The organism is Streptomyces sp. NPDC032721 (assembly GCF_055579625.1).
Genome location: NZ_JBVIMX010000006.1, coordinates 269,603 through 283,119 on the forward strand (window position 1 = coordinate 269,603; position 13,517 = coordinate 283,119).

Sequence of the window (13,517 nt, forward strand, 5' to 3'; positions counted from 1 at the left end):
AGTTGACGTACGCGCGATCAGTGGGCCGCCGGATGAGCGGTCCACCACCAGTTCTGAATCTGGGTCTGCTGGGTCTGCGCGAACATGAGGCGGACCATACAGGAACGTACGGAGATCGGCCGAATGAATCAGGCCGCGGTGAAAAAAGATCCACGAGATCTCTTCTGTATCGACAGCCTCTTCCCTTACTTTGCGGATGGCGGACCCACGGACACCAGTACGAGGGCGGCCTGTCCCTCGAAGGGTGCCCCATGGCTCCGCGCGTTTCCGTTGTCGTGCCCGTGCACAACACCGAGCAGTACCTGGACCGGTGCCTGGGCTCCGTCCTCGCCCAGACGCTGCCCCGGGACCAGTGGGAGATCATCGCTGTCAACGACGGCTCCACGGACGGCAGTGGTGCCTGGCTGGACGCGTTCGCCGCGCGCGAGCCGCAGGTGACGGTCGTGCACCAGGAGGCGTCCGGGGGTGCGGGCAAGCCCCGCAACGTCGGCATCGAGCGGGCCCGCGGCGACTACCTGTTCTTCCTGGACTCCGACGACCACCTCGGCCCCCAGGCCCTGGAACGCCTGCTGGACATGGCCGAGGAGCACGGCTCCGACGTCGTCTACGGGCGCATCGTCGGCGGAAACGGCCGCCCCGCCCCGGTCGACCTGCGCCGCTCCAACCCGGACGTCAGCCTCTTCGACTCGCCCGTCTACTGGACGCTCGCCGCGTACAAGCTGTGGCGGCGCACCCTGATCGACGCCCACTCGCTGCGCTTCACCGAGAACCGGCTGCGCTTCGAGGACCTCCCCTTCGCCGTCGAGGGCGTGCTGCGGGCCGGCCGGATATCCGTCGTCGCCGACCACGACTGCTACGTCCTGGAGGGCCGCGACGACCAGGGCAACGCCTCGGAGCAGTCCATCGACTGGCCCGAGCACCTGGCCTTCGTCGAGACCATCCTGGCCCTCGTCGCCGAGCACGTCCCGGCCGGCCGGGACCGCGACAAGCTGGTCGAGCGGCACTTCCACGGCGAGATACTCAGCGCCTTCGGCAGCCACTTCGCCACCTTCGACGACGAGACCCGCGCCGTGATCGCCAAGGCCGCGAGGCCGCTCGTCGAGGAATGGCTGACGGACGGCATAGCCGAGGCGCTGCCGCCCAGGCTGCGGCTGCGCGCCCACTGCGTCCGGTACGGGCTGCTCGACGAGCTCACCGCGATCGTGCGCGCCGACGCCGGGGGCGAGCCCGGCCCCGCCGTGGTCGCCGACGGGCGGGCCCACGCCGCGTACCCCTTCTTCCGCGACAAGGGCCGCGACAAGAGCCGCGACGGGAGCAGCGGCGAGGGCCGCGACGCCTCGCGCGCGCTGCCCGACTCCTGCTACGACCTGACCTCGCGCGTGGTGCTGCGCCAGACCCCGGGCGCCTGGACCTGGCGCGACGGGGTGCTCCGCGTGACCGGCAGCGCCGTACTGACCCAGGTGTCGCCCGAGGGCCAGCAGGTCGCCCTGGTGCTGCGCAGCGGCGGTACGGACCACCGGGTGCCCACCGTCCGCACGGCCGACGGCGATTACCGGGCGGACATCGACCCGGCCAGGGCCGCCGCCGGAACCCCGCTGACCCCGGGCAACTGGTCGGTGCGGATCGAGGTGAGCGCCCCGGCAGCCGACGGCAGCGCCCCGCTCACCAAGGCCGCCTGGCTCTCGGCGCCCGAACCCTCGCCCGCACCGGTGGCCCACCTCACCGGGGGCGGCGCGGTCCCCGTGGTCGCCGCCGCCGTGTACGCCTCCGACCCGCACCGGCACGCCAACCTCGACATCGGCGCCCGCCGCCACCCGCTGGGCGGCGACGCCCGCGCGGCCGTCACCCGCAGAGCGCTGCTGGCTCCGGCCGTCTCGGCGGCGGTGACCCTGCCCGGCTGCCCGGGCGACGTGGAACTTGACCTGATTCTGGTGCTCGATGGCCGAACGGTCGTTCTGGACACCTCGGTGACCCGGCTGCCGGGGGACCGCTTCACTTTGCGCGGGACGCTCGGCGAAGCCGGGGAGGGTACCTGGGACCTGCGGATCAGGCTGTCCGGCCGGGGCTTCGAGACGGATCTCCCGGTCGCCTCGGCGGTGGACGGAGCACCCGGAGCGACCCTCACCGTCCCTGCTCACTGGCGGTGGACCAGGCGTCTCACCTTGTGAGCGCGGCATGGAGCACTCTGCGGCACCCCGTAGGCTGACCGCGTGACCGTGAACGCGAAGACCACCCCTGACGGTGGCAACACCTGGCGCGACCTTCCTGCGGCGCAGCAGCCCGAGTACCCCGATGCTGAGGCGCTGCGCGATGTTGTCGCGGACCTCGAATCGTATCCGCCGCTCGTTTTCGCGGGTGAGTGCGACCAGCTGCGCGCCCGGCTGGGAGCCGTCGCCAAGGGCGAGGCGTTCCTGCTTCAGGGCGGCGACTGCGCCGAGGCCTTCGACGCCGTCTCCGCCGACCACATCCGCAACAAACTGAAGACCCTCCTGCAGATGGGCGCGGTGCTGACGTACGCCGCATCGGTTCCCGTCGTCAAGGTGGGCCGCATCGCCGGGCAGTACAGCAAGCCGCGCTCCAAGGGGACCGAGACCCGCGACGGCGTGACGCTGCCCACCTACCGGGGCGACTCGGTGAATGGTTTCGCCTTCACCGAAGAGGCCCGGATCCCCGACCCCGAGCGGCTGAAGCGGATGTACAACGCATCCGCCTCGACGCTCAACCTCGTGCGCGCCTTCACCACCGGCGGTTACGCGGACCTGCGCCAGGTGCACGCCTGGAACCAGGACTTCGTGAAGTCCTCGCCGTCCGGCCAGCGTTACGAGCAGCTCGCCCGCGAGATCGACAACGCGCTGAACTTCATGAAGGCCGCCGGGACCGACCCGGCCGAGTTCCGCACGGTCGAGTTCTACGCCTCGCACGAGGCGCTGCTGCTGGACTACGAGGCCGCGCTGACCCGCGTGGACTCCCGTACCGGCAACCTCTACGACACCTCGGGCCACATGGTCTGGGTCGGTGAGCGCACCCGCCAGATGGACGGCGCGCACATCGAGTTCGCCTCGCGCATCCGCAACCCGATCGGCATCAAGCTGGGCCCGACGACCACGGTCGACGAGGCACTGGGCTACATCGACAAGCTGGACCCGGACCGCGAGCCCGGCCGGCTGACCTTCATCGTCCGGATGGGCGCCGACAAGGTCCGGGACAAGCTCCCGGAGCTGGTCGAGAAGGTCACCGCGTCCGGAGCGACCGTCGCCTGGATCACCGACCCGATGCACGGCAACACGTACGAGGCGGCCTCCGGCCACAAGACCCGCCGCTTCGACGACGTGCTCGACGAGGTCAAGGGCTTCTTCGAGGTCCACAAGGGCCTGGGCACCCACCCCGGCGGCATCCACGTCGAACTCACCGGTGACGACGTCACCGAGTGCGTGGGCGGCGGCGACGAGATCTTCGTCGACGACCTGCACCAGCGCTACGAGACGGCCTGCGACCCGCGCCTCAACCGCAGCCAGTCCCTGGACCTGGCGTTCCTGGTGGCGGAGATGTACCGCGACCAGTAGTCGCACGGGCCGGTCTTCTTGATCGAAAAACACGGTGGGGCACGGATCTGTGATCCGTGCCCCACCGGCGTACCGGGGGTTTCCCCCACACCTCGCCATGGGTAAGGTTAGGTTTACCTGAGCGAAGGCTCCCTGGCTGTGGGATGGAGGTGTCCGCGTGTTCGTCTGCTCCTGCTTCGGCGTGACCGACCAGCAGATCAAGGCCCACGCCGCCGACGGAGCATGCACCCCGCGCCAGATAGCCTCCGTCACCAAGGCCGGAACCGACTGCGGGAACTGCGTACGTACGATCCAGGGCCTGCTCGGCCGGGGCGCCTGCCCGCGCAGGGAGCAGATAGCCCAGCGCGAGATCGTCACCGCCGACATGGGCGAAGCCCTCGGCGAAGCCGCGTAGGACGGCCGAACCGCGTAGGACGGCCGAACCGCGCAGGACGGCCGGTGCCGCGCAGGACGGCCGGTTACGCCTCGCTCGGCTGCTCGATCAACTGGGCGATGTAGAGCGGCTCACCGAGCTTCTCGACCAGTTCCAGCTGGGTGTCGAGGTAGTCGATGTGGTGCTCCTCGTCCGCCAGGATGTCCTCGAAGATCTTGGCCGACGTGATGTCGCCCTTGCCCCGCATGACTTCCGCACCGCGCTTGAGGCGGTCGATCGCCTCGACCTCGATCTGCCGGTCCGCCTGGAACATCTCGGTCACCGTCTGGCCGATCCGCACGTGGAAGAGCCGCTGGTAGTTCGGCAGGCCCTCCAGGAAGAGGATCCGGTCGGTCAGGACCTCCGCGTGCTTCATCTCGTCGAACGACTCGGCACGCGTGTACTTGGCCAGCTTGGTCCAGCCGAAGTTGTCCTGCATCTTCGCGTGCAGGAAGTACTGGTTGATCGCCGTCAGTTCGGCGGTCAGCTGCTCGTTGAGAAATTCAATGACCTCGGGGTCGCCCTGCATCGCGGGGCTCCTTCCAGGGGTGTGGCGGGCAGATTGCGCGCATCCTCGCACCGCTTCTCCGAGGCCGTCCAGTAAGTGCATGCTTAGTAGGAGTTGCCCGAATCGGGCCAGACCCGGTCATGACCACCCCTCGCCGTCTGTCACCATGGATGACATGGGTCAGCCGGAAAGCCGGGAATACCGCGAAATCGAGCAATCCGAGCTTCCGCCGGGACAACGGCTGCAGCGTGGCTGGCCCGTCACCCACTACGGGCCCGTCCCCAAGTTCAAGCCCGACCGCTGGGAGTTCCGCGTCTTCGGCGCGACGGCGGACGGCGAGAAGCACTGCTGGAACCACGAGGAGTTCTCGGCGCTGCCGTTCGACACCGTGGTCGCCGATCTGCACTGCGTGACGAAATTCAGCATGCTGGGGGCCGAATGGGGTGGTGTCGCCGCCCGTACGATCCTGGAACTCGCCCCGCCCGCCCCGAACGTCACCCACGTCATGGTCTGGGCCGAGTACGGCTACAGCGCCAACGTCCGTATCGAGGACTTCACTTCCGAGCGGACCATTCTCGCCACGCACAAGGGCGACGACCTGCTCACCGCCGAGCACGGCTTTCCGCTGCGCCTGGTGGTGCCGCACCTGTACGCCTGGAAGGGCCCCAAGTGGGTCCGGGGCATCGAGTACATGACGGCGGACCGCCGGGGCTTCTGGGAGGAGCGGGGCTACCACAACATCGGTGACCCGTGGCGGGAGCAGCGGTACTCGTACCAGGAGGAGCCCGGGGACGGCCCCGAGCTCTGATCCCTGCCGGTGTGCCCTGTGGGCGCCGGTCAGTGGTGGTACTGGTGGACGACCGCGTGGCCCTTGCCCCGGCCGATCATCCACTTGTTGACCGGTGTGGTGACCACGAAGGCGATCACCAGGGCCGCCGCGAGCACGCCCCAGAACATTCCGTCCGACAGGTGGGCGTCCATCGCGCCCGGCCAGAGGGCGATCACCCCGTTGTCGATCAGCTCCATCACGGCGATCGACAGGGTGTCGGCGGCGAGCGCCACCTTGAAGGCCGTCCTGAAGCCCACGCCGGCCCTGAGGATGCCGCGCAGGGTCAGCGCGTAACCGAAGAAGAAGGCCAGCACGATGGCCAGGGCCATGGTCGGTACGTTGCCCCAGCCGAAGGCGGTGCCGATCACCATGCCGAGCACCTCGCCGATGGCGCACCCGGTGAGGCAGTGGAGGGTGGCCTGCGCGGCCATGCGCCAGGAGACCTTGCCGCCGGTGGTGCCGGTTCCGTGGCTGTGGTGCGCGTGCTCCTCGTTTCCCTTGTGCGAGCTGTGCACATGGGCCTCGTGGTGCTGCATGGTGTGCTCCCGACCGGGGTGGCGGTTCCTGCCTCTGACAGGAACCGCGTACCCCCTAGGGGTATTCCTCAATCAGTGGGAAGGCGTCAGGGACCCTCGCGCAGCGCCTTCAGCCGGGCCACGTCCGCCGCGTGCCCCTCCTTGCCGCCGGGTGTCTCGATGACGAGCGGGACGCCCTCCGTCGCCGGGTGCGTGAACAGCTCGCGGAACGGCTCGCTGCCGATGTGACCTGCGCCGATGTTCTCGTGACGGTCCTTGTGCGCGCCGGTGACGTCCTTGGAGTCATTGGCGTGGATCAGCTTCAGTCGGCCCTCGCCGACGGTGTCCACCAGCAGGTCGAGGGTCTGCTTCATGCCGCCGGGACCGGCCAGGTCGTGACCCGCCGCGAAGATGTGGCAAGTGTCCAGGCAGATGCCCAGCTTGGGATGGGCGTCCAGGGCCTCGAAGTACGGGCCGAAGTCCCAGGTCCGTGAGCAGAGCGAGAAGCCCTGACCGGCCGTGGACTCCAGCAGGAGGTACGGGTCGTCGTCATGGGTCAGCTCGTCGAGCAGCGGCAGCATGTGCTCCCTGACCTGCGCGTACGCCTCCGAACGCGGTCGTCCGCCGGTCGCCGAGCCGGTGTGCACCACCACGCCCAGCGCGCCGATCGCCCGCGCCCGGCGCAGCGAGTGGCGCAGCGACTCCACGGACTTCTCGACGGTGGCCTCGGTGTGCGAACCGAAGTTGATCAGGTACGGGGCGTGGACGTAGGCCGGGATGCGCTCGGCGGCGCAGGCCGCCCGGAACGCCTCGTCCTGCGCCGGATTGCCGACCGGTGTCGCCCAGCCGCGTGGATTGGCGACGAAGACCTGGACGGCCTCGGCGCCCATCTCGCGGGCGTACGGCAGCCCGACGGACGCGAGCCCGCCGGCCACCGGGACATGGCCGCCGACGGGGTTGCGGGAGGCCGGGGGACCGGCGGGGAACTGGGTGGCGAACTCTGTGGTGCTCATCGCCCTCCAGAATGCCGCACGGCGCTCCGGCCTCTTCCCCGGCCCTTGCCGCGGCCCTGTCCCCGGTCCTCTCTCCGGCCCGTCAGAGGATCTTCGTCGTGATGGTGATCGTGCTGCCCTCGGGGGCCTGGCCGCCGCCCGCCACCGACTGCTTGTCGATCACCTTGCTGAAGGACAGCAGCGGCCGGTCCACCTCGACCTCGAAGCCCGCCGCCTTGAGAACACGGGTCGCCTCGTCGGCGTGCTTGCCCACCACGTCGGGCACCGGGAGCATCCGGGGACCCTTGGAGACGGTGAGCGTGACGCGCTCGCCCTGGCCCAGGCGGGTGCCCGCGGGCACCGACTGGCGGCCGACCTTGCCCGCCTCGGCGGGGGCGTTGATCTGCTCGGGCGCGACACCGACCTTGAGGCCGAGGTCCTCCAGGGTGCGGGTGGCGTCCTCGACGGACTGTCCCGTCACCTCGGGCATGTCCACCGGGGAGCCCTTGCTGACGACGATCGCGACCGCGGTGTCCGGGGCGCGGCCGGTGCCGGCCCTCGGGTCCGTGCTGATGACCGTGTTCAGCGGGATGTCCTCGCTGAACGCCTTCGTCACGACCCCGGGCACGAGCCCCGCGTCCTTCAGCTCGCCCCTGGCCTTGTCCAGCGGCATCCGCTTGACGTCGGGGACCTTCACGATCTCGGGGCCGCGCGAGAGGACCAGCCGTACCGAGCCGTTGCTGCGGATGCGCGAGCCGGGGGCCGGGTCGCTGTCCATCACGGTGCCGCGCGTGACGGTGTCGCTGAACTTCCGCTCCACGCCCTTCACGTCGAGACCGGCGGCCTCCAGCTTCGCCCTGGCCCCGCTCTCCGTCTGGCTGAGCAGCGGCGGGACCCGGGTGAACTGGCCGGAGCTGATGTACCAGACGCCGGTGCCGACGCCCAGGAGCAGCAGCACACCGCAGACCAGGGTGATCAGCCGGCGCCGCGACGGCGCGGCGAGTCCGGTGAGCCCCGTGCGTCCCGACCGTCGGCGCGGGGGCTCGGGCTCGTCCGGCAGCGGCATCCGCAGCCGGCTGGTGTGCTGCTCGGTGGGCAGCGTGCGCGGGATCACGTCGGTCCGCTCCTCGGGACCGGACGACGCGGTGGCGCCCTCCGTCTTCGCCCGGGGAGGTACGAGGTCCAGCTGGTCGTCGCTCAGCGCGGAGCGCGCCTGACGCGCCTGCCCGAGCAGGGCGACCGCGTCGAACGGGCGGGCCTCCGGATTGCGGATGGTGGCGCTCGCCACCAGCTCGTCGAGTTCGAGGGCGAGGCCCGGGACGGCGGCCGACGGCGGCGGGACGTCCTCGTTGAGGTGCTGGTAGAGCACCTGGGCGGGGGTGCCGCCGGAGAGCGGTTTGGTGCCGGTCAGCATCTCGTACAGGACCACGCCGCAGGCGTACACGTCGGCTCGGGTGTCGGCGGTGCCGTGCTCGATCTGCTCGGGCGCGAGGTAGGAGACCGTGCCCAGGACGGAGCCGGTGGTGCTGGTGACCGTGTCCACGGCCCGTACGAGACCGAAGTCGGCGACCTTCACCCGGCCGTCGTCCCCTATCAGGACGTTCTCCGGCTTCATGTCGCGGTGCACGAAGCCGGCCCGGTGGGCGGCGCCGAGGGCGGCCAGCACGGGCTCCAGGATGTCGAGCGCGGCACGGGGCTGGAGGGCGCCGCGCTCGCGCAGCACGTCGCGCAGCGTGCAGCCCGCGACGTACTCCATCGCGAGGTAGACGTAGCTTCCGTCGGTGCCCTGGTCGAAGACCCCCACCACGTTCGGGTGCGCGAGGCGGGCGACGGACTTGGCCTCCCGGATGAACCGCTCGACGAAGGAGTCGTCCTGCGCCAGGGACGGGTGCATCACCTTGAGGGCGAGCTCGCGGTCGAGACGGGTGTCGACGGCCCGGTAGACCGTGGCCATCCCGCCGACGGCGATGCGTGCCTCGACGCGATAGCGGCTGTCGAGCAGGTGCCCGACGAGGGGGTCCTGAAGGGTCGTATCCACGGAGGGAGTCTACGAGCCGTGGGCGGTGGGGCGGACGGGGTCAGCGCCCCCCGCCCCGTACTGAAGCCGACCTGTAACAGGCCGGTGGCCGGGGCGGGGGTACCGCCCCGTGCCCCCGCCCCGTGCCCGCCCCGCCCCGGCTCAGAACGCCGGACGCTCCGGGTCGAACGCGGCGACCCCCGCCTCCGGCGACGACGCCAGCGCGAAGTGGCGCCTGGGGATCCGCCCCGCCCGGTGCGCGAGGCGCCCGGCCTCCACGCCGTGCCGCATCGCCTCCGCCATCAGCACCGGCTCCTGCGCCCGGGTCACCGCGGACGCCAGCATCACGCCCGCACACCCCAGCTCCATCGCCAGCGTCGCGTCGGACGCCGTTCCGGCACCCGCGTCGAGGATCACCGGCACCCCGGCCCGCTCCACGATCAGCTCGAAGTTGTGCGGATTGCGGATGCCGAGCCCGGACCCGATGGGGGAGCCGAGCGGCATGACCGCCGCACACCCCACGTCCTCCAGCTTCCGCGCCAGCACCGGGTCGTCGTTCATGTACGGCAGGACCGTGAAGCCGTCGTCGACCAGGGTCTCGGCCGCGTCCAGGAGCTCCACCGGGTCCGGCAGTAGGGTCCGCTCGTCGGCGATGACCTCCAGCTTGACCCAGTCCGTGCCCAGCGCCTCCCTGGCGAGCCGGGCCGTCAGCACGGCCTCGCCCGCGGTGAAGCACCCGGCGGTGTTGGGCAGCACGCGGATGCCCAGCCGTTCCAGTACGGACAGCACGGAGCCCCGTACGGACGGATCGAGGCGGCGCATCGCCACAGTCGTCAGCTCGGTGCCCGACGCGATCAGCGCCCGCTCCAGCACCTCCAGGCTGGGTGCCCCGCCCGTCCCCATGATCAGCCGGGACGAGAAGGAGACGCCGCCCAGTTCGAAGAGATCGTCGGCCATGGAACGTCAGCCTCCCTGGACTGCGGTGAGAACTTCCACGCGGTCGCCGTCGGCGAGGGCGGTGGCCGCCCACTGTCCGCGCGGGACCACTGTTTCGTTGAGTGCCGCGGCCACGCCCGCGCGTGAGCGCGTGAGCGAAGTGACGACGGCGTCGAGGGTCGAACCGGCGGGGAGCTCGCGCCGCTCGCCGTTCACGGACACCGAAACGGACCGGGACCGGGACTGGGACGCGGACGCGGACTCGGCCCCGGACACGGACCGGGACCCGGCGGGCACTGTCGTACGGCTCATGCGACCTTCTCCTTCTCCTTGGGGACGGTGGTGACGGGAGCGGCGGACGGGCCGAACCGCTTCGGGGTGAACGGCCGCACCTCGTCCGGCAGTTCGCCGGTGACCAGTACCTCCGCCATCGCGTCCCCGGTGACCGGGGTCAGCAGCACCCCGTTGCGGTAGTGCCCGGTGGCCAGCAGCAGACCGGGCAGTTCGGTCGTCCCGAGCAGCGGGGCGTTGTCGGGGGAGCCGGGGCGCAGGCCCGCCCGGGTCTCGGTGAGCGGGAGCTCGGTGATGCCGGGGACCAGTTCGTGCGCGTCGCGCAGCAGCTCGTAGACGCCGCCCGCCGTGACGGTGGTGTCCCAGCCGAGCTCCTCGGTGGTGGCGCCGACGACGAGCTCGCCGTTCTCGCGCGGCACCAGATAGACCTGGCTGCCGCGCACCGAGGCCCGCACCGTCCGGCTCAGGAACGGCGCGTACGCGCGCGGCACCGTCAGCCGGAGCACCTGCCCCTTCACCGGGCGCACCGGCGGCAGCACCTCGGCGGGCACCCCCGCGAGCCGCCCGCTGAAGCTCCCGGCGGCCAGCACCACCTGGTCGGCGACGACCTCGGTGCCGTCGGCGAGGAGCGCGCCCGTCGCTCTCTCCCTCGCGACCGAGAGCCGTTCGGCGGCCGTCCGGTACAGGACCACCCCGGCACGCTCGCAGGCCGTCAGAAGGGCCGCTGCCAGCCGTCGCGGGTCGATCTGGTGGTCACCGTCCACCCGCAGCCCGCCGCGCACGCCCGGCGCGAGCATCGGCTCCAGGCGCCGGCAGTCGCGCCCGCTCAGCCACTCCGACTCCAGCCCCGACTGCTGTTGCAGGGCGTGCAGTTCGCGCAGATGGGACCGGTCGTCGGCGTCCAGGGCGACGGCGAGGGTGCCGCACGCGCGGTAGCCGGTGTCCAGTCCGCTGGCCTCCTCCAGCTCCGCGACGAAGTCCGGATAGCGGCGCGCGGAGGCCAGGTTGAGGCCGAGCAGGGTCTGCTCGCCGTAGTGGAGCTCGGTGACGGCGGCGAGCATTCCGGCCGCCACCTGGGCGGCGCCGCCGCCCGGTGCGGGATCGGCGAGTGCGGTGCGCAGCCCGCGCCGCGCGGCCCGCCAGGCCGTCACGAGACCGATGATCCCGCCCCCGACGACCAGGACGTCGTACGGTTTTCGCTCGGGAACGTGCATGGGCGTCCAGCCCCTCCCTTCGCCGGCATGACCCGGATCAGGTTCGTACGGTCGGAGGCCGGTTCAGCCTCCCTCTCAGCCCGGTCCGCCGGGCTCCCGTGAGTGCTTGTACGGTGGCCAGCCTAATCCTTGGCCCCAGCACACCGTGAGGGAGCGCCCCCGTGCCCCGTTCGCTCGACGGACTCGTCCTCGCACCGGTCGCCGACCAGGCCCCGGGGCAGGTCGGCACCCGCACCCGCTTCACCTATCACGAACAGGACGGCCGGATCTGGGCCGAGTACGCGGGCGGCGACGTCGTACGGGGACATCTCGTGGGCACGCGCGCGGGGGACCGGCTCGACTTCCGGTACGTACAGCTGAAGACGGACGGCACGACCTCGTCCGGGCACTGCCTGTCCGTGGTGGAGCTCACGGCGGACGGCCGCGTTCGGCTGGCCGAGAGCTGGGCATGGGAGTCCCAGGAGGGCAGCGGTACCAGCACGGTCGAGGAACTCTCCTGACGGTACGTCAGATACGTAAGGTGGTCGGGTGAGCGAGCAGAAGCGAATCGTCGTCGTGGGTGCGGGCATGGCCGGGGTGCAGACCGCCGTGGCCCTGCGCGAGCAGGGGCACGAGGGCCCCCTCGTGCTGATCGGCGCCGAACCGCACCCGCCGTACGACCGGCCGCCGCTGTCCAAGGCGGTGCTGCTGGGCAAGACCGAGGGGTCCGCCTTCGAGGTCGACTTCGAGGCGCTCGGCGTCGAACTGCGGCTGGGCACCGAGGTCGTCGCGGTGCGCCCCGCCGACCACGAGATCGACACCCTGACCGGGCCCGTCCCGTACGACGTCCTGGTGCTGGCCACCGGCGCGGACCCGGTCACCCTGCCCGGCACCGTCGACGTCCCCGGCGTGCACCTGCTGCGCACCCTGGACGACGCGCAGCGGCTGCGGCCCGTGCTGGACGCGCAGCAGGACGTGGTGGTCGTCGGCGCGGGCTGGATCGGCGCGGAGTTCACCACTGCCGCCCGCGAGGCCGGCTGCCGGGTGACCGTCGTGGAGGCCGCCGACCGGCCGCTCGCCGGGACGATGCCCGCCAAGATCGCCGCCCCGATGGCCGCCTGGTACGCCGAGGGCGGCGCCGAACTCCTCACCCACGCGCGCGTGGCCGAAGTGGTGCCCGGTGCGGTGGTGCTCGCCGACGGCCGCCGCATCCCGGCGGGCGCCGTCGTCGTCGGCATCGGCGCCAGACCCGCCACCGCCTGGCTGGAGGGCTCCGGCATCGAGCTCGGCCCGGACGGCTCCGTCACCGCCGACGCGTACCTGCGCACCGGTGTCCCCGACGTGTACGCGGTCGGCGACTGCGCCTCCTTCCCGTCCGGCCGCTACGGCAGGCGCCTGCTCGTCCACCACTGGGACAACGCGCTCCAGGGGCCCCGTACGGTCGCCGCGAACATCCTCGGCGGCGCACTTCTGGCCTACGACCCGGTGCCGTACTTCTGGTCCGAGCAGTTCGGCCGCTTCGTGCAGTACGCGGGCCACCACGAGGACGCCGCCGAGATGGTGTGGCGAGGCGACCCCTCCAGTCCCTCCTGGTCGGTGTGCTGGCTGCGCGACGGGGCGCTGGTGGCGCTGCTCGCGGTGGGCCGCCCGCGCGACCTGGCCCAGGGCCGCAAGCTGATCGAGGCGGGTGCCGCACTCGATCCGGCGCTGGCCGCCGACCCTTCCGTACCGCTGAAATCGGCCGTACGGAAGCCGTAGGGGCGGCGGGGGCCGTACGGAAGGGGTTCGGAACTCGTATGGAATGCCCCATTCCGGGCGTACCCGGTTACCGACTGTCAGTCCTGGATGGCACGCTTGTCCTGTGACCGAGATTGACGCAAAGATCGATGCCCTCGTCCCCGCCTGGCTCTACCTCCCCGACATCGCGGAGATGCTCGACCTCCAGGTGACGAAGGTGCGGCAGATGGTGAAGGACGGCCAGCTCATCGCCGTACGGCGCGGTGAGAACCGTTCGCTCCAGGTGCCCGCCGCCTTCATCGACGGAGACCAGATCGTCAAGGGCCTGCCCGGGCTCCTGACGGTGCTCAAGGACGACGGCTTCTCCGACGCGGAGATGCTGGAGTGGCTCTTCACCGCCGACCCGTCCCTGCCCGGCACCCCCGCGCAGGCCCTCAGTGAGAATCGCGGCACGGAGGTGAAGCGCCGCGCCCAGGCGCTCGCCCTCTGACGCGACAGCACCGCGCCACAGGAGGTGCGGCGAG

The 13,517-nt window shown here is 71.3% G+C and carries 15 protein-coding genes and 1 riboswitch; of the genes, 7 read left to right on the forward strand and 8 right to left on the reverse strand.

Annotation, left to right across the window (positions count from 1 at the left end; genetic code table 11):
• Positions 1-17 precede the first annotated feature (17 nt).
• Positions 18-98: a trp operon leader peptide gene (locus tag ACZ5PB_RS15360; protein ID WP_468691562.1), complete on the reverse strand. Its 81-nt coding sequence runs from the start codon at positions 96-98 to the stop codon at positions 18-20.
• A gap of 153 nt (positions 99-251) precedes the next feature.
• Here ACZ5PB_RS15360 and ACZ5PB_RS15365 point away from each other — a divergent pair, with 153 nt between their 5' ends.
• The 3 genes from ACZ5PB_RS15365 (at position 252) to ACZ5PB_RS15375 (ending at position 3,957) form a co-directional block, all read left to right on the forward strand.
• Positions 252-2,168 (forward strand): glycosyltransferase, encoded by a 1,917-nt coding sequence (locus ACZ5PB_RS15365; RefSeq protein WP_468691309.1) that lies wholly within the window; start codon positions 252-254, stop codon positions 2,166-2,168.
• Between the two features lie 42 nt (positions 2,169-2,210).
• Positions 2,211-3,563 (forward strand): class II 3-deoxy-7-phosphoheptulonate synthase, encoded by a 1,353-nt coding sequence (locus ACZ5PB_RS15370; RefSeq protein ID WP_468691311.1) that lies wholly within the window; start codon positions 2,211-2,213, stop codon positions 3,561-3,563.
• 157 nt (positions 3,564-3,720) lie between these two features.
• Complete coding sequence (locus ACZ5PB_RS15375; RefSeq protein ID WP_468691313.1) at positions 3,721-3,957, forward strand: (2Fe-2S)-binding protein; 237 nt, start codon at positions 3,721-3,723, stop codon at positions 3,955-3,957.
• A gap of 64 nt (positions 3,958-4,021) precedes the next feature.
• Here the strand turns inward: ACZ5PB_RS15375 and bfr are convergent, their stop codons facing one another.
• A complete protein-coding gene (gene bfr / locus ACZ5PB_RS15380) occupies positions 4,022-4,504 on the reverse strand; it encodes a bacterioferritin (RefSeq protein ID WP_468691314.1) in 483 nt (160 codons plus the stop codon).
• Between the two features lie 154 nt (positions 4,505-4,658).
• Here bfr and ACZ5PB_RS15385 point away from each other — a divergent pair, with 154 nt between their 5' ends.
• A complete protein-coding gene (locus tag ACZ5PB_RS15385) occupies positions 4,659-5,291 on the forward strand; it encodes a sulfite oxidase-like oxidoreductase (RefSeq protein WP_468691316.1) in 633 nt (210 codons plus the stop codon).
• 29 nt (positions 5,292-5,320) lie between these two features.
• Here ACZ5PB_RS15385 and ACZ5PB_RS15390 read toward each other — a convergent pair whose 3' ends face one another.
• The 6 genes from ACZ5PB_RS15390 to thiO all read right to left on the reverse strand — a co-directional run bounded on the left by ACZ5PB_RS15390 (position 5,321) and on the right by thiO (position 11,277).
• On the reverse strand, positions 5,321-5,848 hold the full coding sequence (locus tag ACZ5PB_RS15390; protein ID WP_468691317.1) for a DUF4396 domain-containing protein: 528 nt from the start codon (positions 5,846-5,848) through the stop codon (positions 5,321-5,323).
• 86 nt (positions 5,849-5,934) lie between these two features.
• Positions 5,935-6,840, reverse strand: a complete 906-nt coding sequence (locus tag ACZ5PB_RS15395; RefSeq protein ID WP_468691319.1) for a deoxyribonuclease IV — start codon at positions 6,838-6,840, stop codon at positions 5,935-5,937.
• An 82-nt stretch (positions 6,841-6,922) separates the two neighbouring features.
• Complete coding sequence (pknB, locus tag ACZ5PB_RS15400; RefSeq protein WP_468691320.1) at positions 6,923-8,857, reverse strand: Stk1 family PASTA domain-containing Ser/Thr kinase; 1,935 nt, start codon at positions 8,855-8,857, stop codon at positions 6,923-6,925.
• A 141-nt stretch (positions 8,858-8,998) separates the two neighbouring features.
• A complete protein-coding gene (locus ACZ5PB_RS15405; protein ID WP_468691321.1) occupies positions 8,999-9,793 on the reverse strand; it encodes a thiazole synthase in 795 nt (264 codons plus the stop codon).
• Between the two features lie 6 nt (positions 9,794-9,799).
• Positions 9,800-10,084: a sulfur carrier protein ThiS gene (gene thiS, locus ACZ5PB_RS15410; protein ID WP_468691322.1), complete on the reverse strand. Its 285-nt coding sequence runs from the start codon at positions 10,082-10,084 to the stop codon at positions 9,800-9,802.
• Positions 10,081-11,277 (reverse strand): glycine oxidase ThiO, encoded by a 1,197-nt coding sequence (thiO, locus tag ACZ5PB_RS15415; RefSeq protein WP_468691324.1) that lies wholly within the window; start codon positions 11,275-11,277, stop codon positions 10,081-10,083. The genes thiS and thiO overlap by 4 nt, the downstream gene beginning before the upstream one ends.
• Positions 11,275-11,387: riboswitch (TPP riboswitch) on the reverse strand. Its footprint overlaps the gene before it by 3 nt.
• A gap of 51 nt (positions 11,388-11,438) precedes the next feature.
• On the opposite strand from thiO, the gene ACZ5PB_RS15420 reads away from it, so the two are divergent.
• The 3 genes from ACZ5PB_RS15420 (at position 11,439) to ACZ5PB_RS15430 (ending at position 13,483) form a co-directional block, all read left to right on the forward strand.
• On the forward strand, positions 11,439-11,777 hold the full coding sequence (locus ACZ5PB_RS15420; protein ID WP_468691326.1) for an avidin-fold protein: 339 nt from the start codon (positions 11,439-11,441) through the stop codon (positions 11,775-11,777).
• A 67-nt stretch (positions 11,778-11,844) separates the two neighbouring features.
• The gene (locus tag ACZ5PB_RS15425; protein WP_468691564.1) at positions 11,845-13,014 is read left to right on the forward strand and encodes an NAD(P)/FAD-dependent oxidoreductase; all 1,170 of its coding nucleotides are present in this window, start codon (positions 11,845-11,847) and stop codon (positions 13,012-13,014) included.
• Positions 13,015-13,117: 103 nt separating this feature from the next.
• The gene (locus ACZ5PB_RS15430; RefSeq protein WP_468691328.1) at positions 13,118-13,483 is read left to right on the forward strand and encodes an Rv2175c family DNA-binding protein; all 366 of its coding nucleotides are present in this window, start codon (positions 13,118-13,120) and stop codon (positions 13,481-13,483) included.
• Positions 13,484-13,517: the final 34 nt, after the last annotated feature.

Bases quoted from the DNA above. Each gene is read 5' to 3' on its own strand.
- ACZ5PB_RS15360 (WP_468691562.1), bottom strand. From the start codon at position 98: ATGGTCCGCCTCATGTTCGCGCAGACCCAGCAGACCCAGATTCAGAAC.
- ACZ5PB_RS15365 (WP_468691309.1), top strand. From the start codon at position 252: ATGGCTCCGCGCGTTTCCGTTGTCGTGCCCGTGCACAACACCGAGCAG.
- bfr (WP_468691314.1), bottom strand. From the start codon at position 4,504: ATGCAGGGCGACCCCGAGGTCATTGAATTTCTCAACGAGCAGCTGACC.
- ACZ5PB_RS15385 (WP_468691316.1), top strand. From the start codon at position 4,659: ATGGGTCAGCCGGAAAGCCGGGAATACCGCGAAATCGAGCAATCCGAG.
- ACZ5PB_RS15390 (WP_468691317.1), bottom strand. From the start codon at position 5,848: ATGCAGCACCACGAGGCCCATGTGCACAGCTCGCACAAGGGAAACGAG.
- ACZ5PB_RS15395 (WP_468691319.1), bottom strand. From the start codon at position 6,840: ATGAGCACCACAGAGTTCGCCACCCAGTTCCCCGCCGGTCCCCCGGCC.
- ACZ5PB_RS15405 (WP_468691321.1), bottom strand. From the start codon at position 9,793: ATGGCCGACGATCTCTTCGAACTGGGCGGCGTCTCCTTCTCGTCCCGG.
- thiS (WP_468691322.1), bottom strand. From the start codon at position 10,084: ATGAGCCGTACGACAGTGCCCGCCGGGTCCCGGTCCGTGTCCGGGGCC.
- thiO (WP_468691324.1), bottom strand. From the start codon at position 11,277: ATGCACGTTCCCGAGCGAAAACCGTACGACGTCCTGGTCGTCGGGGGC.
- ACZ5PB_RS15425 (WP_468691564.1), top strand. From the start codon at position 11,845: ATGGCCGGGGTGCAGACCGCCGTGGCCCTGCGCGAGCAGGGGCACGAG.